Here is a 20,290-nt window from a genome sequence, read left to right as displayed (position 1 = left end):
TATCGCTATGAGGACAACATGTCGAACCCAATCCAGCCTTCATCGGCAAGCATGCCGTTCAACGCCGATGCGACGCGCGCGCCATCGGGGACGGTGACCGGCGGGACGTCGACGGACATCTTCGCGAAGATGCTGAGCGCGCAGATCCAGAACCAGGACCCGCTCGACCCGATGGATTCCGCGCAGTTCGTGTCGCAGATCATGCAGGCGCAACAGACGGCGTCGCTCAATACGGTCGTGAATCTGGTGGAGAACAGCATGGGATTGATCGGGAAATTGATCACCGTGGCGCTTGGAACGCACGTCGGCTCGCAGGTGATGGCGCAAGCCGATTCGGTCGATGTGAGCGACCGCGTGGTCAACGGGCGCATCGCGCTCGATCGCGACGCCTCGGATGTGACCGTCGTGCTCACCGGCGCATCCGGCGGAGTCAAGCACATCGCGCTCGGTGCGCGCCCCAAGGGCGACGCGCCGTTCCGCATCGACCCGACCCAGCTCGGCCTGGCTGCCGGCCGTTATCGGATTCGCGTCGAGACCGGCGACGGCACGCCGCCGCCGGCCAATATCGAAGGCACGCTCGAGAACGTGCGTCTCGGTGCCGACGGCAAGGTGATCCTGCGCGTGGCCGGCGTCGGCGACGTCGACACCGCGGCGATCGTCAGTTTTCAGGGCCGCTGACCCACTCACCCATCACGCAAGGAATACACATGAGTTTCAACATCGCTTTATCGGGCATCAATGCCATCAACAATCAGCTGACGACGATCAGCCATAACATCGCCAACACCGGCACCTACGGCTTCAAGTCCGGCCGCGCGAACTTCGCGACGATGATCTCGGGCACGCAGGCGAACGGCGCGTACATCGGCTCCGTCACCCAGAGCATCGGCGTGGGCGGCGGCGTGTTCGCGACCGGGCGCGGGCTCGACGCCGCGATCGACGGTAACGGCTTCTTCGTCACGAAGGACGACGACGGATCGACGCTTTTTACGCGCGTCGGCATCTTCCAGCGTGACGCGGACGGTTATCTCGTCGATGCGTTCGGCCGCCGTGCGCAAGGTTATGCGGCAGGCGGCACGTATGGCGACCTGCAGATTCCGGGCGGCGTGGCACCCGCGAAGGCAAGCGATCGCCTCGACTACGCCGGTAACCTGTCGGCGGACTGGGAGGCGCCTGCGCAAGCGGTGTTCGACAAGGATGACGACACATCCTTCAATCACACGGTGTCGTCGGCCGTCTACGACTCGCTCGGACGGCAGCACATCGTTACGCAGTACTTCGTGAAGGCGCCATCGCCGTCGACGGACGTCACGGTGCATTACGCGATGAACGGCGAACGCATCGACGGTTCGGCGACGCTGAGCTTCGATACGCACGGCCGGCTGACGTCGCCGACGGCGCCGACACCGCTGAACCTCGGCACGCCGGAGGGCGCGGCGCCATTGACCCTTGCCATCCATTACGCGGGCGCGACGCAGGTCGCGGGTGAAGCGTCGACGATGGTCAATCGCGACAACGGCCACGCGGCCGGCGTGCCGGGCGAGCCGACGCTCGACTCGCGCGGCAACGTCGTCGTCCAGTACAGCAACGGCCAGACGCGTACGCTGGGCACGATCGCGCTTGCAACCTTCCCGAGCCCGGACGGACTGGAGGCGGCAGGCGACACCGCGTGGCGAGCGTCCTCCGCGTCGGGCAACGCGTTGCTCGGCACCGCCGGCGCCGGTGCGCTCGGCAAGCTGGTGACCAGTTCGCTCGAACTGTCGAACGCGGACGTGACGAAGGAGCTGGTCGACATGATGACCGCGCAGCGCAACTATCAGGCGAATTCGAAAGTGCTGTCGACGGAGAATCAGATGATGCAGGCGTTGATGCAGGCGCTTTGATCATGGACGCATTGATCTATACGGCAATGAGCGGTGCCGACCGCGCGTGGCATGGGCTCGAGGTGCATGCCAACAACCTGGCGAACGCGCAGACCGACGGGTTCCGCGCGGAACTGGAGATGGCGCAATCGCGCGCGGTGCGCGGCTACGGCTACGACTCCCGCCATCTGGCGAAGCCCGAGTCCGGCGCCGTGAGCGGTCGCGCGGGCGTGCTGGCGGAAACCGGCCGGGAGCTGGACGCGGCGATTCAGGGGGACGGCTACTTCACCGTCGCCGACGCGAACGGCGTGCGCTACACCCGTGCCGGCAATTTCGAAATCGATGCGGACGGGGCGCTGACCGTCAACGGCCGCGCGGTGATCGGCGAGGGCGGCCCGATCGTGCTGCCGGAGTTCACGAGCCTGCGGATCGGCGAGGACGGCACGATTTCCGTGACCGCGCCCGGCGACGCCGATGTGCAGGCCGTCGATCGCCTTGCGCTCGTCGATGCACCGGCAGCCGACCTGGTCAAGGACCCGGCGGGGCTGCTCGTCGCGCGCGACGGTCAGCCGCTGCCGCCGGCCGAGGACGTGCGCGTGATGGGCGGGCATCTGGAGCGGAGCAACGTGTCGCCGGTCGCCGAGATGATCGCGACGATGTCGTTGAACCGCGCGTTCGAGGTGCAGATGCGGATGTTCGGCGCCGCAGGCGAGATGGCGGACGCCGGCAACCGGTTGATCCGGGGTTGATCGCGACGTCGACGTATAACCGATTGGAGAGAACGATGAATCAGGCAATGTGGATCAGCAAGACCGGGCTGCAGGCGCAGGATGCGAAGCTGCAGGCGATCGCCAACAATCTCGCGAACGTGAACACGGTCGGGTTCAAGCGCGACCGCGTGATGTTCGAGGATCTGTTTTACCGGATCGAGCGCCAGCCCGGCGCGCAGCTCGACCAGGACAACGCGTCGCCGTCGGGCATCCAGATGGGCAGCGGCACGCGGCTCGTCGGCACGCAGAAGATCTTCACCGACGGCAGCGTGCAGACGACCGGGCAGTCGCTGGACGTCGCGGTGACGGGAAAGGGCTTCATCCAGGTGCTGCAGGCCAACGGCGAGACGGGCTATACGCGCGCGGGACAACTGAGCGTGAACGCGGAAGGGCAGCTCGTCAACGCACAGGGCCTGCCGCTGCAGCCGGAGATCAGCATTCCCGACAATGCGATGAACATCGTGATCGGCGAGAACGGCGTGGTCGCCGTGACGGCGCCGGGTTCGGCGACGCCGAATGAAGCGGGGCAGATCATGCTCGCGAACTTCGTCAACCCGGCCGGCCTGCTCGCGCTCGGCGACAACCTGTACATGGAGACCGTCGCGAGCGGCCCGCCGAACGAGGGCGAGCCCGGCACCGACGTGTTCGGCAAGATCAAGCAGGGGGCACTCGAAGGAGCGAACGTGCAGGTCGTCGAGGAAATGGTCGACATGATCGCCGCGCAGCGGACGTACGAGATGAACACGAAAGTGCTGAGCGCGGCCGACAACATGTTGCAGCAACTGTCGCAGGCCGCGCGATGAAGCAACGCCTGCTTCTTTTGCCACCGGTCGCGCTGCTCGGTGCGTGCGCGCTGCTCGACCCGCCGCGCCCGGACTTTGCCGAGGACGATCTGCCGCCGGCCACATGGGCGCTTACCGCCCCGCGCGCCGGAGGCGTGTTCAATGCGGCGACCGCCTGGTCGCTGGCCGCCGACGGCCGGGCTTACCGGCCCGGCGATACGCTCACGGTCACGCTCGACGAGACCACGCAGGCCAGCAAGCGCGCCGATACGCGCTTCGGCAAGAGTAACGACGTGTCAGTGGAGCCGGGCAGGCTGTTCGGCAGTCCGATCGATCTCGATACATCGATCGGCGCGAACCGCAAGTTCGACGGCAGCGGCAGCAGCTCGCAGCAAAACTCGCTGCGCGGTGAAATTACCGTGATCGTCACCGACGTGCTCGCGGGCGGCCTGCTTCAGGTGCGCGGCGAAAAGGTGCTGTCGCTGAATCAGGGCGAGGAAGTGATGCGTCTGACCGGCTATGTCCGGCAGGCCGACATCGACACGAACAACCGCGTGTCGTCGCGTCGAATCGCGAATGCGCGCATCCAGTATGTCGGAAAGGGCGCGCTGTCCGAATCGAATTCGGCCGGCTGGTTGACGCGGTTCCTCAACAGTCCATGGATGCCGTTCTGATGGGAAAGCCTATGCGAACACTTCGGTCGAGCATCCTGGCCGGCCCGCGCATGCTCGCGGCGACGGTGGCGGCGACGGTTGCGCTGCTCGGCGCGCCGTCCTCGTGCGGCGCGGCGACGATCGGTGCGCTGGTCAACATCGAGGGCGTTCGCGACAACCAGCTCGTCGGCTACGGCCTCGTCGTCGGCTACGGCCTCGTCGTCGGCCTGAACGGCACTGGTGACGGCCAGCAGATCCGTTACACCGGCCAGTCCGTCGCGAACGTCCTCAAGCAATTCGGCGTGACGTTGCCGGAAGGCATCCGCCTGCGCTCGCGCAATGTCGCGGCCGTCATGGTCAGCGCCAGTTTTCCGCCGGGCTACAGGCCGGGCCAGAAGATTGACGTGACCGTGTCGTCGATGGGCGACGCGAAGAGCCTGCGGGGCGGGACGCTGTTGCTGACGCCGTTGCGCGCGGCAGACGGCGCGGTCTATGCGCTCGCGCAAGGCAATCTTGTCGTGCCGGGTGTTAGCGCGGAGGGCCGCGGCGGGTCGAGCGTGACGATCAACGCCACCGCGGCGGCCCGCATCCCGCGCGGCGCGACCATCGAGCAGGAAATCCGGACCGGCCTCGACGCGAAGCCGGTGGTCACGCTCAGCCTGAAACGCCCCAATTTCCAGACCGCCGCCAACATCGTCGCCGCGATCAATCGCGTTGTCGGCCATGACGTCGCGACGAGCCGCGACGGCACGAGTGTCGACGTCGGCGCGCCGGTCGATCCGACCGCGCGCGTCGAGTTCGTCGCGAAACTGAGCGCGATCAGCGTCACGCCGCAGAAGGCGCCGCCCCGCGTCGTCTTCAATTCGCGCACCGGCACGGTGGTGATCAGCCAGGGCATGACGGTGTCGCCTGCGGCGGTGTCGCACGGTGCGCTGAAGGTGACGATCTCCGATGGCGCGCTCGTCAGCCAGCCGAATCCGTTCGGCGGCGGCGAGACCGCCGTCGTGCCGCTGTCGCAAGTCGATGTGCAGCGAGGCGGCAACCGAATGTTTCGCTGGCCAGCGGGCACGAGCCTGCAGGCGATCGTGGACACGATCAATGCAACGGGCGCGGGGCCGGACGACCTGATGGCGATCCTGCAGGCGCTCGATGAGGCCGGGGCGTTGAACGGCGAAATGGTCGTCATCTGAGGAGGGGGCGCGCATGTCGAATCCATCCATGGCCATGTCGTTCCGCGTGGCGCCGCCGGGCTGGCCGGCCGGCACGCCGGCAATGCCGCCCCCGCGTGCCGGCGGCGGCCACGATGCCAGGACGCTTGACGCCGCCGAGCAGTTCGAGGCGCTCTTCGTCGCGCAGATCCTGCGGGAGATGCGCAACGCCATCCGCGAGATCAACCCGGCGGGCAGTGTCTTGCGCGACCGCGCCGGCAGCGACATGACGGACCTGGCGGACGGACAGGTCGCCCGGTTGCTCGCGTCGCGTCATGCGTTCGGCATCGCGGATTTCATCTTGAGGCAACTGCCCCCGGACGCCGGTACGGCCGCCTCGGCGCAGGCGTGATGCCGGTTGGCCGCGCGGATTTAAGTCGATGCGCGTGCCGGTCGCCGGATACGGCAGGGGGCCGCTTGCGCGGCTGTTTCCGCTCGCCACCCGTCGTGGGCCGGGCGAGCATCGATCGATGAGGGAGGTAGACGATGAATATGATCGACATCGGCATGTCGGGCATCCTGGCCGCGAACCGGTCGCTCTATGCGACCAGCGGCAATGTCGCCAACATTGCGACACCCGGCTATTCGCGGCGCGGCGTGCTTCTGTCGGGCAACGCGCACGGTGGCGTCGACGCGTCGGCCGCGATGCGCATCAACGAGGGCTACCGGACACAGCAGATGTGGCAAGCGGCGAATGCGTCCGGGCGTGCACGGGCCGCCCAATCGCATCTTGACCAGCTTGAAGGAATGGTGGGCGGCAACCCGGCAAGCGGCGATATCCAGCACCGCGATCTCGGGCTGGGCGCGTTCTTCGGGGCACTGCGCGGCGCGACCGGCGAACCGGGCGATCCGGTGCTGCGCAACGCCGTGCTCGACGCCGCAAGCGGAATGACGCGGCAGTTCAACGGCATGCGCGCGGCGTTCGAGGACCAGTTGCGCAGCATCGAACGACAGCGCGACGTGACGGTCGACCAGGTCAACGGGCTTGCCACGCAGATCGCCGACTTGAACGGGCGAATCGCGGTTGGCCTCGCGAGCGGCGGCGACGTCGCGGCGCTGATGGACCGACGCGACGTTGCGGTCGACCAGATGGCGGGGCTCGCCGGCGTGCGCGTCGTGCAGCAGCGGGACGGCACGGTCGACGTGTCGATGGCGTTCGGCCAACCGCTCGTGGTCGGCAAGCAGGCGGGTCGAATCGACATCCGGCGAGACGGACACGGTCGACAGGCACTGGTGATTTCATTCGGACAACAGAAGATGCCGCTGCGGTCGACACACGTCGGCGGGGCGCTGCGCGGACTCGCCGAGGTCGAGAACGACGTGCTGTGTCCGCAGCTCGATGCGCTCCGGACGCTCGCGGTCGAGACCGCGAAGCGAGTCAATGCGCAGTTGGCGCAGGGTTACGACATGCACGGCAATCCCGGCAAACCGCTGCTGGCCTTCGACGAAGCGAGCGGTCGACTCGGCGTCGTGCCCGACATGCAACCCGAGGCGTTGGCCTTTTCGGCCGACCCGGATCATCCCGGCGACAATCGCAACCTGCTCGCGCTGAGCGGCTTGGGTTCCACGCGGATCGAGATGCCGGGCCATGGCACGGTGTCGATCGAGAATGCGTTTGCATCGATCGTGGGCAAGGTCGGCTCGGCCAGCCAGCAAAACAAGCTGGTGGCCGAAACCGCACAGGCGGTGCGTACGCAGGCGGAGAACGACTGGCTGTCGCTGAGCGGTGTCGACAACGACGAGGAAGCGATGAATCTCGTCCGTTTCAAGGATATGTACAACGCGAACTTGAAGGTGATCGCAGTCGCCAATGCGCTGTTCGAAACCACGCTGAATGCCATCTGACCCACGGAGCGCCGACATGCGAGTGACCAGCCAATTCCACCACGACGTCATGAAGCAGGTGACGCAGCGCACCAACGCGCAGCTTTCCGATACATTGATTCGGATGACGACAGAACAGCGCATCCTGCGAGCCTCCGACGATCCGATCGGCGCCGTGCGCCTTGCGTTGCTGGCCGAATCCGGCGATCGACTCGCCCGGTATCGCACCAATATCACGACGTTCGAGTTCCGCCTCAAGCGCGGCGAGCAGGCGCTCTCCGAGATCGTCGCGCAGTTTGGCGAAGCGCAGCAGAAGTTGCTGATGGCGCTGGACGGCGCGCGTGCGCCGGGCGATCTCGCGGCAATCGCGGGTGTGCTCGAATCGGTGCGGGACATGCTGTTGCATTCATCCAATACGCGCGACGGCGCCGGCCACTATCTGTTTTCGGGGACGGCGATCACGACGGCGCCGATCGCGTTCGATCCGGCCGCGCCGGCCGGCAGCCGCTATGCATTTTGCGGCAATGCCGGGAAGCAGGCGGCGATCGTCGGCGACGGCGTCACCGAGGTGCTGAACGACGATCTCGCGGAGATGGCCGACGCACTCAACGCGCTCGATCGCGCGATCGGGCGGATGCGGGCGCCGGGCGCCAATGCGAACGATTCGACGCTGCGCGACGCACTTGTGCAGGCGACCGACGTGATCGACAGGACGTCGGTGTCGGTCGAATCGAAGATCGGCCGGCTCGGTAACGCGCAGAACATGCTCACGCTGCTTGACGATCTGCATGCGTCGTCCCAGGTCGTCACCACGGAGGCGGCCCAGGATGCAGGCAAGATCGACCGCATCGAGGTCTACGACGCGTACATGAGCTATCGCACCGCGCTGGAGGCGACGCAGAAGGTTTATGCGCAGGTATTGCAGCTGTCGCTCTTCAACGTGCTCTGACGGCGAAGCGGCTCAATGGAAATCAATATTCGCTCGTCGGCGGACAGCGCACTCACCGGAACCGGCGCCGTGCGGCGCGACACCCCGCGCGCGGCGGTTTCCGGCAGAATCCGGTCGCGCGACGCGACGTCACATGACATGACGAGTGACGCGCGCGTCACGATACGCGTCGCGGCCGAGCGGCGCGACCGGATCACGACGCATCGGCAGATCAACGAACAGGCTTCCGGGATGCAACAGGTGCTCGATTACCTGGCCGGCTTCAGCGGTCATTTGAATGCGCTGAAGCAGGCAATCGGCTCCAGCCTCGTCGGCGGCGGTAGCGAGGATGCCGCCCGCACGCAGTTGGCGCGCACGGTGAGCGTCTGGCATCGCCGGGCCGACGCGACCGGCGGCCGATTGAGCGATGCGCTGGACATCGGAGGCGAAGGGAAGGCGAGGCGCGCATTCATGGTGGAAGGACTGAACGCGCAAGATGCGCGTCGGGCTGCCGGAGAAGTCATCACGTTTCACCTTGCCGGCACCGGTGCGAGTCCTGCGACGGCTTATCTCGCGCCGGATCTTTCGGCGCGTCAAATGGTGTACCAGCTCAAGGTTGCTCTTGTGACGCTGCGTGTCGCCTGTGACGAGGATCCGCATGGCCGGATCCGCTTTTCGGTCGAGGAGTCGCGCTGGCCGAGCGTCATGAGTGGACTGCGTGTGAAAGGCGGTGGCGTCCGGTTTCCGGATGGCGAACCGCTGCGCCCGACGCTGACCGATGTGCCTGAACGGATCGACCCTGCCGGGTGGCGAGTGGACGATCCGCTGACGCTGCGTGCGACGTTGCGCGCGGTGGTGCAGACACAGGAACGGGTCGAGCAGGCAACGACGCGCGCGGAGCAGATGCTGCGTGCTGCGCGACGGACGCTGGAGCTGATTCCCGCGGTGGCCGATGCAGATTGGGCGCGGGCAGTATCCGGGCAGATGGCGACACGGATAGGTTCGGTGCGCGACTACGAGGATGCGATGGCGCTCGCGCCGGCGACCGCGGGCGTCGAACGTACGCGCGTGCACACATTGCTGGCATTGCGTTGACGGCGACGCATCCGTCGATGCGCGTGCGTCAGATGGAGGGGGAGAAGTCGGTCGGAAGCGAACGAACCAGGCGCAGGATGTGAATCATGGCGCGAAGCCGGACGGATGATGGAGGGGGCCGCGAGCGCAACGTGGAGCCGAGAGGTGAGCGGACTTGTGCGCGCGTTTGAGGGGTGTTGCGGGCGCTACGATCATCGCGTCGGCATGCCACGGTATGATGCGCGCGATTCACGGCAGATCCTGCGCGAGATACGTCTTGCAGCGTCCCTGGACCGTGTGGATCGTGCCGGGACAGACGGTGAGCCACTTGTTTCCGCCGCGCGTGATCTGATAAAGGCGCTCGCCGGGCTGCAACTTGACGCCGATCGAAGACAGGAGCGCGAGACTTGCGGCCTTTGCGGGCGCCGGGTGCTGCGCTTCCTGCTTCAATGCGCTGAGCAACCCCGAGAAATGCTTGTTGAGAAGGGTTATCTTCCAGGTGTTGCAGCCGATCCAGACAACGGCACCGATGAGCAGCGCGCGCTCGATTAGTCGGGCAGCACGTTGGCGTTTGGGTACATGTCGAGGCGGGACGGTGTGGTGAGCGGGGTCGTCGAACGACGAGGTAACATCGGCGCGCTTCTCGTCGTTGTCATGCGGCTTGGCGGTCTGCGATGGCTCGGTCGCCGGCACCGCATCGTCGAGTGGCTGCGCGGTGCCGATGAACCGCAGACCGTGACGTGGTAGCGTTTTGATCAGCGTGCCGCTGATGCCATGTTCCTCGAGCCGGGCGCGCACCGCGCGGACGAGTTGATGGTAACTGCTGTCCGTCACGACCAACCCCTTGTCGCCCCACAATTGCTGCATTACCGCTGCCTTGGTGGCGAGCCCCTTGAGTACCATCACCAGTAAGTCGGCTTCATTCGCAGTCAACTCGGTCGTGCGGTCAGCGAGCGTCAGAGTCATGTGATGGCAATTGAAGATAACGCGGTCTTCTATCAGATATTTATCCATCGATGTTCCGGCTACATGTGGTCGCGACAACGTTAGCGTCTGAATTCACAGCGACGGGCGATGAGTCGACCCGTCGTCCGACCGGAACGAAGACCTTTGTGAGATGCTTCCGGTGGCCGAGCTTGCTGCTCGTTGCGTGTGGACCGGGACGGTGTGATGTCAGGCGCGGTGTGCGGGTTCGATGCGAACAATATTGCGATAGATCGCCGCCAATGACTATGAGAAATGTCTGAAAAAATAACGACAAATTGCTTAGTCGATGGATGAGGTGACCGTGACTCGCAAAATCTCTCGGCGTGGCGTCCTATAGCGCTGTAAATCGTGGACGGCAAAAGAGCGTCCGGATCGAGGACATTGTGTGGCTGGTGAGAAGCGTCCCGCTTCTGCTTTCCGGTGTCGGCACGGGATGGCGCAATTTCCGTTTTACGGGGCCGGATTGGAACGCGTTGGGGCACTGGGCCACGGCGGAAGCGCGATCTGAAGTTAAACGAATTGTGACCCCTTCCCGCGGCAAAATTTTGCACAATGGCGGCAGCGCGGCATCGCTGCCGCGATTCGCCCCGGGCAGGCCTTCCCGCCCGGGGCGACCGGAACGAACCTGCGAAACCAACCCGAAACCCATACCACCGTGCCGCCGCCGACCGCCATGGACCACCCCAAACGCATCCTGATCGTCGAGGACGATGCCGACATCGCCGACGTGCTGAGCCTCCACCTGCGCGACGAGCGCTACGAAGTGGTCCACAGCGCGGACGGCACGGAAGGGCTGCGCCTGCTCGAACAGGGCAACTGGGATGCGCTGATCCTCGACCTGATGCTGCCCGGCGTCGACGGCCTGGAAATCTGCCGGCGCGCGCGCGCGATGGCGCGCTACACGCCGATCATCATCACGAGCGCCCGCTCGAGCGAGGTGCACCGGATTCTCGGCCTCGAGCTCGGCGCCGACGACTACCTCGCGAAGCCGTTCTCGGTGCTCGAACTCGTCGCGCGGGTCAAGGCGCTGCTGCGGCGCGTCGACGCGCTCGCGCGCGATTCGCGGATCGACGCGGGCACGCTCGACGTGGCCGGGCTGTCGATCGACCCGATCGCGCGCGAAGCAGCCGTCGACGGCGCGCGCATCGACCTCACGCCGCGCGAGTTCGACCTGCTGTATTTCTTCGCGCGGCATCCGGGCAAGGTGTTCTCGCGGATGGACCTGCTCAATGCCGTGTGGGGCTACCAGCATGAAGGCTACGAACACACGGTGAACACCCACATCAACCGGTTGCGCGCGAAGATCGAGGCCGATCCGGCCGAACCCGTGCGCATCCTCACGGTGTGGGGACGCGGCTACAAGCTCGCCGCGCCGGATCAGCGGGACGCGTGATGAAGCTGACCCTCACCCAGCGGCTGTCGCTCGTGTTCTCGATCCTGCTGCTCGCGTGCTCGGGGGCGTCGGCATGGCTGCAGATCCGCGCGAACGACATGCGCGAGAAGGAAGTCGTGCAGGGCTTGTCGCGCGATCTCGCCGCGCATATCGCGAGCAGCACGCCGCTGATGGACGCGAACGGGCTGCGTCCGGACGCCGTGCGCACGTTGTTCGGCCAGCTGATGGGCGTGAACCCGAGTGTCGAGGTGTACCTGCTCGACAACGCGGGGCGCATCCAGGGCGACGACGCGCCGCCGGGCCACGTGAAGCGCGACCGCGTCGATCTCGCGCCGGTGCAGCGCTTCATCGCGGGCGAGCCGCTGCCGATCCTCGGCGACGATCCGCGCAGCCCCGACGCGCGCAAGGTGTTCAGCGCCGCGCCGCTGCAGCGTGCGGGACAGCCGCCGTCCGGCTACATCTACGTGGTGCTGCTCGGCGAAGCGCACGACCGGCTGGCCGCGCGCGTCGACGCCGGCAACGTGCTGCGCACGACGCTGTGGTCGATGGCGGTCGTCGCGCTGCTCGGCCTGCTCGCTGGCCTGACGGCGTTCAGTTTCATCACGCGCCCGCTGCGCCGGCTGACCGATGCGATGCGCCGCTTCGACGCGAACGCCGCACCCGACACGCAGCCGCCGGTGCCGCGCTCGCCGCCCGGGCGACGCGGCGACGACATCGCGGTGCTCGAATCCGCATTCGCGCAGATGGCCGACCGGATCGGCGACCAGTGGCGCGCGCTGACGCGTCAGGACCAGCAGCGGCGCGAACTGATCACGAACATTTCGCACGACCTGCGCACGCCGCTGACGTCGCTGCACGGCTATCTGGAAACGCTGTCGCTGAAGTCCGACGCGCTCGCGGAGTCCGAGCGCCGCCGCTACCTGTCGATCGCGCTCGCGCAGAGCACGAAGGTCGGCCGGCTCGCGCAGGCGCTGTTCGAACTCGCGCGGCTCGAATCGGGCGGCGTGCAGGCCGAGCGCGAGCCGTTCTCGCTCGTCGATCTCGTGCAGGACGTGTTCGAGAAGTTCGAACTTGCCGCGCAGTCGCGCGGCGTCACGCTGCATGCGCGCATCCCGCCGCGCGTTCCGGTTGTGTCGGCCGATCTCGGGATGATCGAGCGCGTGTTGACCAACCTGCTCGACAACGCATTGCGGCACACGCCGCAGCACGGCGAAGTCGAAGTGGCGCTGACGCCCCAGGGCGACCGCGTGGTGGTGACCGTGTCGGATACCGGCGAAGGGATTCCGCCGGCGCGGCGCGAGGGGCTGTTCCAGCGGCCGCAGCGGCCGATGAGCGGCGGTGCGGCGACGCGCGGCGGGCTCGGGCTGCTGATCGTGCACCGGATGCTGGCGCTCAACGGCAGCGGGATCCGGCTCGTCGACCGGGACGGGCGCGGCGCGGTGTTCGAGTTTGCGCTGGCGATCGCGCAGCCGGGGGCGGGCGAAGCGCGCTGAGGCTGGTCGGTGCCGTCGTCGCGATTTCCGCCCGTTGGCATGCGCGGAAGGGCAGAGGTTCGACGCCAGCCCGTCAATCGTCCAGCGCAGTTGGCGCCGGGTGCGGCGTGGTGGGCGCGCTCTACGTGTCGATGCCCGGGCCGGGCTGACCGATCGAATAGACGCGTCGAACCATGCGACTTGCGACTGGCAGAACTCGAGATTGACGCGAACGATGGCCGACGGATGTCGATGCGACGGATACAGCAGGTTCACCTGTTGTTCGGGCAGCGGGCAGGCGGCGAGCACGACGGCCAGCCGGCCTTGCCGAACGGGCTGCAAGTTGTCGGACGAACAGATCGGCAATCTGATCGAGCTCGCCACGCATGCGCCGTTCGCATTCAATCTGCAGAACTGGAAGTTCGTCGCCGTGCGCTGCGACGACGCGAAGGCGCGCCTGCTGCTGCTCGCCGATGCGCTCCGGCCGACGCTGGATGCGGGAATCATCGACGAGGGTCTGTACAAGGGCTGGATCGGTGCGGCACAAAACGTGTATCGGGACAACTATGTGTTCCAGCGCGACGCAGCGACTCGCTCGGGGTCGCTGGCGACAATGACGCTGATTCTGGCCGCCGAGGGCCTGGGGCTCGCGTCCGGCCCGATGATCGGCTTCGATCCGCAAGGCGTCGCGACCGCGTTCGGCCTCGCCCAGAGCGATGTCCCCGTCATGCCGGTCACGGTCGGCTACGCGGCGTCGGGCAACTGGCCGCAGAAGCCGCGCAAGCCGGTGTCGGACGTTCTGTCGTTCGCCTGACGAATGCGCCCCGGCGTCCGCGATCCGTCCATCGTGAAGCGCAGTGCAGGAACAGGCCCAAGTCATGAGTGAACGGATGTTTTCATGGAAGCTGTCGAGCCGGTCGTGTTTCGGCATCGTCCCGGCTCATCATGTTGTCGAGCCGGGCGCCCTCGCGGCCCGTCCGATTGCCGAAGGGATGGCCGCGTTCGCGAAGGAGATGCGGACCTCCTGTCGCGCGACGGACAGCGTTCGATGCGCATTGCGGGCGCTGCAGGCCGGCACGGTATGGATCAACGACTGGGCGAAGGTTTGCGACGAATTCGAGGAAGGGGGCTACCGCCAGTCGGATCTCGGGCGTCTCAACGGCGCTGCGGCCATCGACGATTTCATCGAATACAAGCACATCACGCTGAGCACGGGGGTATCGCGATAAAAGGCAAGATCGTTCTCGAGGAACACCTGACGACGGAGCGCAACTATGCGCAATGGGACGTATCGGGCGAAGCCGCGCGCAACGGGTGCGCCGATATGAAAGACGTCGATGCGCGGCTCATCGATACGGACCGGTGTATCGACGAGATGGACCGGTGCGGTACCGACGCGGCCATGCTGTCGCTCACGTCGCCGGGCGGGCAATCGATCCTCGACCGCGCGGCGGCCGTGGATTTTGCGAAATGGACGAACGACGAGATCGCCGACCATTTCACGTCGCGCCATCCGGGCCGTTTGCATGCGTTTGCGACCGTCGCGCTGCAGTCGCCGCGCGATGTGGCTGACGAGATTGAACGCGCGGTGGTGCAATGCCTGTTGTCGTCGTCGCTGACCTTTGGCGGGATTCGATTCGTTCAGCCACGTCAAATCGATGTTGTTTTCACCCGCCGATGTCGCCGTTGACGCGCTGCTGCCGCCATACAACGAAGCAACGGCGCGTGAACTCGGGGACTGGCTTGCGGAACCCGAACATCGGCAAGCGCAGGACGGTTGTTCGCTGGCGAGAGCGTCGGCGGTAATCGAACGGAACGCAACGCAGCGAATGACCTTGCGTGCATCATTCGATGCGGGGCTGTTTCGGCTTCGCATCGATACCCGTCGTCGTAGCGCGTCGGATGAGGTCGGCGGGCCAAGGTTGCCGCGGTGCCCGCGACTCGTGCCCGCAGACCGCGATGGGTTTCCAGCCGAGCCGGTCAACGCGTGGCCCTTCCCCTGACCTCAGTCTTCCGATCCGGTCGCCGCCGCGTAACCGGAGTACGCTCGCCATGCGCGATGCGTCGTTTGCTCACGGACGATCGACTGTCAGGTGTTCGCATTCCATCCGCATTTTCAACACACCTTCGCGCGAAAGCGGCGCGCAGGAACGGCACGCCTGGCCTTGTTGCGATCGGCGTTTGCGAAGTGTCAACTTCTGTCATATTTGAGACTAGTCTTAAGAATCGGCGCTCAATTTGAGACGCAATCTCATGTCCAATGGCTCTCCATAAAAATAAAATTTAAACATGACACTTCGATAATTTATTAAATGTTTTTAAGCCTAGCGCTTGATATAAGTGGGGCAATATGGGGAAATTCAGCGTCCGGATCGTTTTTGCCAGCGAGTGCCCGCTGGTTATCGCCGGCATCAAATATGTCGCGATCAATTCCGGTGTGATCGATCTCGTCGGCACATGCACCGATACGGCCGAAATGCTTGCATTGCTGGCGGACACGGAATGCGACGTCGTCATTGTCGATTTTGACATGCGGGGCGGCGGAAACATGGAAGGGGTGGCGTTGCTCGGCTACCTTCGGCGCACCTATCCGGGGTTTCGCATCGTCGTGTTGCTTGGGCACGAGAGCCCGGTCGTGATGCGAGCGATTCTCGCCGCGGGCGTATCCAGCGTCGTCAGCAAGCAGGACGAGGGCGGCCACATCATCGCCGCGATCCATTCCGCGTACTGCAACGGCAATTACCTGTCGCCGAAGGTCAAGGCAGCACTGGAAAGCGCGGCCGTCGACACGGGAAGAGGCGGGCGCTGGCTCGAACTGACGCCGAGAGAGGTCGAGGTCGTCCGCCTGTACCTGTCGGGCCTGTCGATCAAAGGGATCGCCGAGCGCCTGAGCAAGGGCAAGCAGACGGTCAGCGCGCAAAAGGTCAGCGCGATGAAGAAACTGGGCGTGGAGAACGACATCGAGTTGTTCAAGTGTGCCGCCCGGTTGAACCTGATTTATTGAAGTGCTCCGCCGGCCGGAATGTTTCAGCGCGTGAAAGCGCCGCGCTCGCCCGGAAATAAATTTTGTTTTTAAATGGAGGGATTGCACAGGGCTGAAGAATGATTTCGCTCCCTTGGGGAGCGTTCGAGGCAAGTCTGAATCTATTTATTTTTTGATTTATATCAATTCGGGAAATTAAAAATGAAAAAAATCATCATGCTGATGTCCGCTGTTGGTCTGGTGGCCGGGGTCGCTGCAAATGTTGCGCATGCATCGGACGGCTCGATTCTTTTCCAGGGGGCTGTCATTGCATCGACATGCAAGGTTGGCAACGCCGGCACCGGCAACGAGCTCACGGTCATGCTGCCCGATGTCGGTACCGGCGCGCTTACCGCCGCAGGCATGACCGCAGGCCGCACGCCGTTCAGCTTGCAGTTGACGGGGTGCGGCACGTCGGATGACGCGCCGACGAAAGTCGCGGTCTCGTGGGAATCGGGTACTACCGTGAATCTGGCAACGGGTCGCCTGAAACCGTCCATGGCGGACGCGGCGACCAACGTCGAGCTCGGCCTGTTGAACGACAAGTATGAGCCGATCAAGATCGGTGCCGCGGGTGTTGACGCGCAACAATCGCAGACGGTGTCGATCGCCGACGGCGGCGCGAACATGCAATACGCGGTGGAGTACGTGGCGACTGGCGCAGCGACGGCCGGCGACGCGAGTTCCTATGTCGCGTATTCGCTCGTCTACCCCTGAGCCAGACTTGAGCTGACTCGTGGCTGACCGCCGTGCCGGCGGTCAGCCCGATGCCCGGACCAACAGTCCGTCGGACGGATCGCGCACCTGGCTGTTTTTTGAAGGAGAGTGAACGTGAAAATAAGGAATCCACATGAAAATGCGCTTGCGGTATTGGCGCTTGCCGTACTAGCGATCCTGACATTGCTGCTGTCGTTCACCAATGCGCACGCCGGCGTGGTGCTCTCCGGTACGCGCATCGTATTCGAGGCGAAGGACAAGGAGGCCACGATTCAGCTGACGAACGAAGGGAAGGCACCGTCGCTCGTGCAGGCGTGGATCGACGATGGCAACCCGCGTGCGTCGGTCGACGATCTCGACGTTCCGTTCGTGGTGACACCGACCGTGTTTCGCATTGAGCCCGGGCGCGGGCAGGCGATACGGATCATTTACAGCGGCGAACCGTTGCCCGCGGACAAGGAATCGCTGTTCTGGCTGAACGTGCTCGACGTGCCGCCGAGGGCGGAGGCCGCCGAGGGCCGCAACGTATTGCAAGTCGCCTTCCGGTCGCGCATCAAGCTGATGTATCGACCGGCCGGGCTCCCGGGGAAGTCTTCCGATGCACCGAAGGCGCTGAAGTGGAGCCTCGTTCGCGACGACAAGCACCAGACCCTCCTGAAGGCGGAGAACCCGACGCCCTATGTCGTCAATCTGGGCAGCATCACGTTGACCGCGCGCGGCAAGACGTTCAGCGCGGGGATCGGCTACGTCCTGCCGGGCGAAGCGGCGACGTTTCCGATCAAGGGGCTCGGCGACTCCGGGGCGGGCGGCGAAACCGTGTCGTACAGCAGTGTCGACGATTGGGGAAGCGGTCGCGCACATCAGGCAACGGTGGGACGGTGAGGCCGGGTGGCCGGGGCTGGAGCGTGCGGTGCCGACGCCGTCGGTGTGAAAAAGAAAAGAGATGGTCTTCGGAGAGGGGGTCGTAGTGCGTTGGCGTGCCAGTTTGTCACGGAAGCATCAGCCCAAGCTGAAATCGATTTATGCGGCATGCCTGGCCGCGATGGCCGCGATGGCCGCGTGCCAAGCGGAACGCGCGTACGCAGCGCCGCAGCACGTCGCGCAAACGGATTTTGCGCAGGTCGAGTTCCAGGCCGGATTTCTGAACAATGCGGGCGGCGGGATCGATGTGTCGCGCTACACGCGCGGCAACGTCGTGCGTGCAGGCAGGTACAACCCGGACGTCTATGTCGACGGCCGCTGGATCGGTCGCTTCGAATTGATGTTCAAGTCGGCGCCCGATACACCCGACGCGCAGCCGTGTTTCCACGAGGCCCTGATCGAGAAGCTAGGCATCGACACGACGCAACTGCCGCAGGACGTTCGGACGGCGCTCGGCCAGCCCGGCGCTTGCATGCGTGTCGGCGAAGTGATTTCGGAGGCGTCCGTCGACTTCGATTTCGGCGAGCAGCGCCTCGATTTGAGCGTCCCGCAAGCATTGCTGCGGCGGCACGCGCGCGATGCCGTGAGCCCGGATCAGTGGAGCGCCGGCGCCCCGGTCGCGATGCTCGGCTATAACGCCAACGTCTACAATTCTCACGTCAAAGGCGCCGCGAACACGACGCAGGCCTATGTCGGCCTCGACGGCGGCTTCAATTTCCAGCGCTGGCATTTCCGTCACAGCGGCTCGGTGAACGTGGACGACAGCGGGCGGACACATTACGAGGACGTGTCGACCTACGTGCAGCGCGACCTGACGTCTTGGATGTCGCAACTGGTGATCGGTGAATCGTACACGTCGGGTGACCTGTTCGATTCGACGTCGTTTCGCGGCGTGCGCGTCTACACGGACGACCGCATGCTGCCGGAATCGCAGCGCGGCTACGCGCCTGTCGTGCGAGGTGTCGCGAACACCAACGCGAAGGTGACCGTCATGCAGAACGGTGTGAAGCTATACGAAACGACCGTCGCGCCGGGCGCGTTCGTCATCGACGACCTTTATCCGACCGGCTATGGCGGCGATCTGCACGTCTCGGTGACGGAGGCCGACGGCTCGGTGCATTCGTTTTCGGTGCCGTACGCGGCGGTGCCTCTGTCGCTGCGCCCCGGGCAGAACCGCTACAGCTTCACCGCCGGCTTCGTGCGAAACCTGCCCAACACGACACCGTTCTTCACGCAGGCCACGTGGCAGCGCGGGTTCACGAACCTGCTGACGGGCTACGGCGGCGCGACGATCGCGGAAGGCTACGCATCCGCGATGATCGGCGGCGTGCTCAACACATCATGGGGCGCGTTCGGCGTGGACGTCACGCATGCGGTGACGTCGATTCCGCGCGAGCGGCACTACTCCGGACAGAGCGTGCGCATCAGCTACGCGAAACAGATCGATGCGACCGGCACGAACATTGCCGTCGCGGCTTACCGTTATTCGACGGACGGCTTTTTCAGTCTGAACGACGCGATGTCCGCGCGCGATCAGTCCAAGGTTTTCATGGGCTCGCGGGGCATGTACCGGCAGCGCAATCGCGCGACGCTCACGATGAGCCAGCAGTTCGGCAGCAAGGGCGGCAGCCTCAACGTGACCGCGTCGGCGATGACGTACTGGAATCGCAGCGGGTCGGACGTCGAATATACGGTCGGATACAACAACAGTTTTCGCCGCGTGGCGTACAACGTTTCGGCGACGCGCCAGCGCGACGCGTGGGGGCGTTCGAGCACGCTGCTGTATGCGGGCGTGACCATTCCGCTCGGATCGAAGCGGCCCGCGATGCTGTCGCTCAACTTCAATCGCGACACGCGCGGATCGACGCGGGCGTCGACGAGTCTGTCGGGCACGCTCGGCCGCGACGGCAATTTCTCGTACGGCCTGAACGTCGATCACAACAGGACGAGCGACGACTCGCAGACCAGCGGCGGCGCGAACGCGATGTACCGCGGCTCACTGGCGGAAGTGAGCGGAAGCGTCGGCGCCAGCACGGATTACCAGCAATTTTCGCTGGGCCTGCGCGGCGCGGTGGTCGCGCATCCGGGCGGTCTCACGTTGTCGCAGCCGTTGTCGGAGACGTTCGCCATCGTCAAGGCGCCGCATGCGGAAGGCGCGCGCGTCACGAACATGACGGGCGTGCGCGTCGGGCGAAACGGCTATGCGGTCGTGCCGTTTCTGTCGCCGTTCAGGATGAACGAGATCACGCTCGATCCGAAGGGGCTGTCGACGGATGTCGAACTGAAGGAGACGAGCCAGCGCGTCGCGCCGCTCGCGGGCGCCGTGCCGTTGCTCGAGTTCAAGACGACGTACGGCCGCTCGGCGGTGATCCGCGTGCGTCGGCCGGACGGCTCGCCGGTGCCGTTCGGCGCGTTGGTGGCCGATCGGGCGGGCACGAATATCGGCGTAGTCGGGCAGGGCGGCAAGCTGTTCGCGCGCGGCTTGTCGGATAGCGGCGACCTGTTCGTGGAATGGGATGCGGGCGGCGACCAGTCGCGCTGCAAGGTCTCGTACAAGCTGCCGAAGCAGGGCAAGAAGCGTGTGCTGCCGCAGCGCGTCGAGTCGATGTGCGTGCCGGCGGCGCGTCCGAATTACGGGCCGAACGTGGCGGCGGGCAATGCGGCTCAACCGAAGTGA

General features: G+C 65.4%; 19 protein-coding genes and 1 pseudogene. 19 read left to right on the top strand and 1 reads right to left on the bottom strand.

Features of this window, described 5'->3' with window-relative positions; genetic code table 11:
* Positions 1 to 18 precede the first annotated feature (18 nt).
* From ACV22V_RS11290 to ACV22V_RS11245, 10 genes are all read left to right on the top strand, one after another.
* On the top strand, positions 19 to 678 hold the full coding sequence (locus ACV22V_RS11290; protein WP_448013847.1) for a flagellar hook capping FlgD N-terminal domain-containing protein: 660 nt from the start codon (positions 19 to 21) through the stop codon (positions 676 to 678).
* 29 nt (positions 679 to 707) lie between these two features.
* Positions 708 to 1,883: a flagellar hook protein FlgE gene (locus ACV22V_RS11285; protein ID WP_448013846.1), complete on the top strand. Its 1,176-nt coding sequence runs from the start codon at positions 708 to 710 to the stop codon at positions 1,881 to 1,883.
* Positions 1,884 to 1,885: 2 nt separating this feature from the next.
* On the top strand, positions 1,886 to 2,611 hold the full coding sequence (locus tag ACV22V_RS11280; RefSeq protein WP_223961671.1) for a flagellar basal body rod protein FlgF: 726 nt from the start codon (positions 1,886 to 1,888) through the stop codon (positions 2,609 to 2,611).
* A gap of 35 nt (positions 2,612 to 2,646) precedes the next feature.
* The gene (flgG, locus tag ACV22V_RS11275) at positions 2,647 to 3,435 is read left to right on the top strand and encodes a flagellar basal-body rod protein FlgG (protein WP_448013845.1); all 789 of its coding nucleotides are present in this window, start codon (positions 2,647 to 2,649) and stop codon (positions 3,433 to 3,435) included.
* Complete coding sequence (gene flgH / locus ACV22V_RS11270; protein ID WP_059525856.1) at positions 3,432 to 4,088, top strand: flagellar basal body L-ring protein FlgH; 657 nt, start codon at positions 3,432 to 3,434, stop codon at positions 4,086 to 4,088. The genes flgG and flgH overlap by 4 nt, the downstream gene beginning before the upstream one ends.
* A gap of 50 nt (positions 4,089 to 4,138) precedes the next feature.
* Entirely contained in the window at positions 4,139 to 5,257 is a 1,119-nt protein-coding gene (locus tag ACV22V_RS11265) for a flagellar basal body P-ring protein FlgI (RefSeq protein WP_448013923.1), read from the top strand.
* Between the two features lie 13 nt (positions 5,258 to 5,270).
* Positions 5,271 to 5,627 carry a peptidoglycan hydrolase gene (locus ACV22V_RS11260; protein WP_448013844.1) on the top strand — a complete coding sequence of 119 codons (357 nt, stop codon included), beginning with the start codon at positions 5,271 to 5,273 and terminating at the stop codon, positions 5,625 to 5,627.
* Between the two features lie 134 nt (positions 5,628 to 5,761).
* A complete protein-coding gene (gene flgK / locus ACV22V_RS11255; RefSeq protein ID WP_448013843.1) occupies positions 5,762 to 7,120 on the top strand; it encodes a flagellar hook-associated protein FlgK in 1,359 nt (452 codons plus the stop codon).
* Between the two features lie 16 nt (positions 7,121 to 7,136).
* Positions 7,137 to 8,048, top strand: coding sequence for a flagellin N-terminal helical domain-containing protein (locus ACV22V_RS11250; protein WP_448013842.1), 912 nt, complete (start codon positions 7,137 to 7,139; stop codon positions 8,046 to 8,048).
* A 15-nt stretch (positions 8,049 to 8,063) separates the two neighbouring features.
* Positions 8,064 to 9,122, top strand: a complete 1,059-nt coding sequence (locus ACV22V_RS11245) for a hypothetical protein (protein ID WP_448013841.1) — start codon at positions 8,064 to 8,066, stop codon at positions 9,120 to 9,122.
* 228 nt (positions 9,123 to 9,350) lie between these two features.
* On the opposite strand, the gene ACV22V_RS11240 is transcribed toward ACV22V_RS11245, so the two are convergent.
* Positions 9,351 to 10,115: a winged helix-turn-helix domain-containing protein gene (locus ACV22V_RS11240; protein ID WP_448013840.1), complete on the bottom strand. Its 765-nt coding sequence runs from the start codon at positions 10,113 to 10,115 to the stop codon at positions 9,351 to 9,353.
* A gap of 646 nt (positions 10,116 to 10,761) precedes the next feature.
* On the opposite strand from ACV22V_RS11240, the gene ACV22V_RS11235 reads away from it, so the two are divergent.
* The 9 genes and pseudogenes from ACV22V_RS11235 (at position 10,762) to ACV22V_RS11195 (ending at position 20,290) form a co-directional block, all read left to right on the top strand.
* Complete coding sequence (locus ACV22V_RS11235; protein ID WP_059525868.1) at positions 10,762 to 11,481, top strand: response regulator transcription factor; 720 nt, start codon at positions 10,762 to 10,764, stop codon at positions 11,479 to 11,481.
* Complete coding sequence (locus ACV22V_RS11230) at positions 11,481 to 12,974, top strand: HAMP domain-containing sensor histidine kinase (protein ID WP_448013839.1); 1,494 nt, start codon at positions 11,481 to 11,483, stop codon at positions 12,972 to 12,974. The genes ACV22V_RS11235 and ACV22V_RS11230 overlap by 1 nt, the downstream gene beginning before the upstream one ends.
* 322 nt (positions 12,975 to 13,296) lie before the next feature.
* The gene (locus tag ACV22V_RS11225) at positions 13,297 to 13,767 is read left to right on the top strand and encodes a nitroreductase family protein (RefSeq protein ID WP_448013838.1); all 471 of its coding nucleotides are present in this window, start codon (positions 13,297 to 13,299) and stop codon (positions 13,765 to 13,767) included.
* A gap of 216 nt (positions 13,768 to 13,983) precedes the next feature.
* Positions 13,984 to 14,182: pseudogene (locus ACV22V_RS11220) on the top strand (aldehyde dehydrogenase family protein); the annotation flags it as partial.
* Between the two features lie 95 nt (positions 14,183 to 14,277).
* Positions 14,278 to 14,643 (top strand): amidohydrolase family protein, encoded by a 366-nt coding sequence (locus ACV22V_RS11215; protein WP_448013837.1) that lies wholly within the window; start codon positions 14,278 to 14,280, stop codon positions 14,641 to 14,643.
* 660 nt (positions 14,644 to 15,303) lie between these two features.
* Positions 15,304 to 15,957, top strand: a complete 654-nt coding sequence (locus ACV22V_RS11210) for a response regulator (protein ID WP_448013836.1) — start codon at positions 15,304 to 15,306, stop codon at positions 15,955 to 15,957.
* A gap of 180 nt (positions 15,958 to 16,137) precedes the next feature.
* A complete protein-coding gene (locus ACV22V_RS11205) occupies positions 16,138 to 16,692 on the top strand; it encodes a fimbrial protein (RefSeq protein ID WP_448013835.1) in 555 nt (184 codons plus the stop codon).
* A gap of 114 nt (positions 16,693 to 16,806) precedes the next feature.
* A complete protein-coding gene (locus ACV22V_RS11200; RefSeq protein ID WP_448013921.1) occupies positions 16,807 to 17,574 on the top strand; it encodes a fimbrial biogenesis chaperone in 768 nt (255 codons plus the stop codon).
* 160 nt (positions 17,575 to 17,734) lie between these two features.
* Complete coding sequence (locus tag ACV22V_RS11195; RefSeq protein ID WP_448013920.1) at positions 17,735 to 20,290, top strand: fimbria/pilus outer membrane usher protein; 2,556 nt, start codon at positions 17,735 to 17,737, stop codon at positions 20,288 to 20,290.

The organism is Burkholderia sp. AW33-5, assembly GCF_053427615.1.
This window is presented reverse-complemented; position numbering and strand designations above follow the sequence as displayed.

Coding starts and splice junctions, on each gene's coding strand:
- ACV22V_RS11290 (WP_448013847.1), top strand. CDS start 19: ATGTCGAACCCAATCCAGCCTTCATCGGCAAGCATGCCGTTCAACGCC.
- ACV22V_RS11285 (WP_448013846.1), top strand. CDS start 708: ATGAGTTTCAACATCGCTTTATCGGGCATCAATGCCATCAACAATCAG.
- ACV22V_RS11280 (WP_223961671.1), top strand. CDS start 1,886: ATGGACGCATTGATCTATACGGCAATGAGCGGTGCCGACCGCGCGTGG.
- flgG (WP_448013845.1), top strand. CDS start 2,647: ATGAATCAGGCAATGTGGATCAGCAAGACCGGGCTGCAGGCGCAGGAT.
- flgH (WP_059525856.1), top strand. CDS start 3,432: ATGAAGCAACGCCTGCTTCTTTTGCCACCGGTCGCGCTGCTCGGTGCG.
- ACV22V_RS11265 (WP_448013923.1), top strand. CDS start 4,139: ATGCTCGCGGCGACGGTGGCGGCGACGGTTGCGCTGCTCGGCGCGCCG.
- ACV22V_RS11260 (WP_448013844.1), top strand. CDS start 5,271: ATGTCGAATCCATCCATGGCCATGTCGTTCCGCGTGGCGCCGCCGGGC.
- flgK (WP_448013843.1), top strand. CDS start 5,762: ATGAATATGATCGACATCGGCATGTCGGGCATCCTGGCCGCGAACCGG.
- ACV22V_RS11250 (WP_448013842.1), top strand. CDS start 7,137: ATGCGAGTGACCAGCCAATTCCACCACGACGTCATGAAGCAGGTGACG.
- ACV22V_RS11245 (WP_448013841.1), top strand. CDS start 8,064: ATGGAAATCAATATTCGCTCGTCGGCGGACAGCGCACTCACCGGAACC.
- ACV22V_RS11240 (WP_448013840.1), bottom strand. CDS start 10,115: ATGGATAAATATCTGATAGAAGACCGCGTTATCTTCAATTGCCATCAC.
- ACV22V_RS11235 (WP_059525868.1), top strand. CDS start 10,762: ATGGACCACCCCAAACGCATCCTGATCGTCGAGGACGATGCCGACATC.
- ACV22V_RS11230 (WP_448013839.1), top strand. CDS start 11,481: ATGAAGCTGACCCTCACCCAGCGGCTGTCGCTCGTGTTCTCGATCCTG.
- ACV22V_RS11215 (WP_448013837.1), top strand. CDS start 14,278: ATGAAAGACGTCGATGCGCGGCTCATCGATACGGACCGGTGTATCGAC.
- ACV22V_RS11210 (WP_448013836.1), top strand. CDS start 15,304: ATGGGGAAATTCAGCGTCCGGATCGTTTTTGCCAGCGAGTGCCCGCTG.
- ACV22V_RS11205 (WP_448013835.1), top strand. CDS start 16,138: ATGAAAAAAATCATCATGCTGATGTCCGCTGTTGGTCTGGTGGCCGGG.
- ACV22V_RS11195 (WP_448013920.1), top strand. CDS start 17,735: ATGGCCGCGATGGCCGCGTGCCAAGCGGAACGCGCGTACGCAGCGCCG.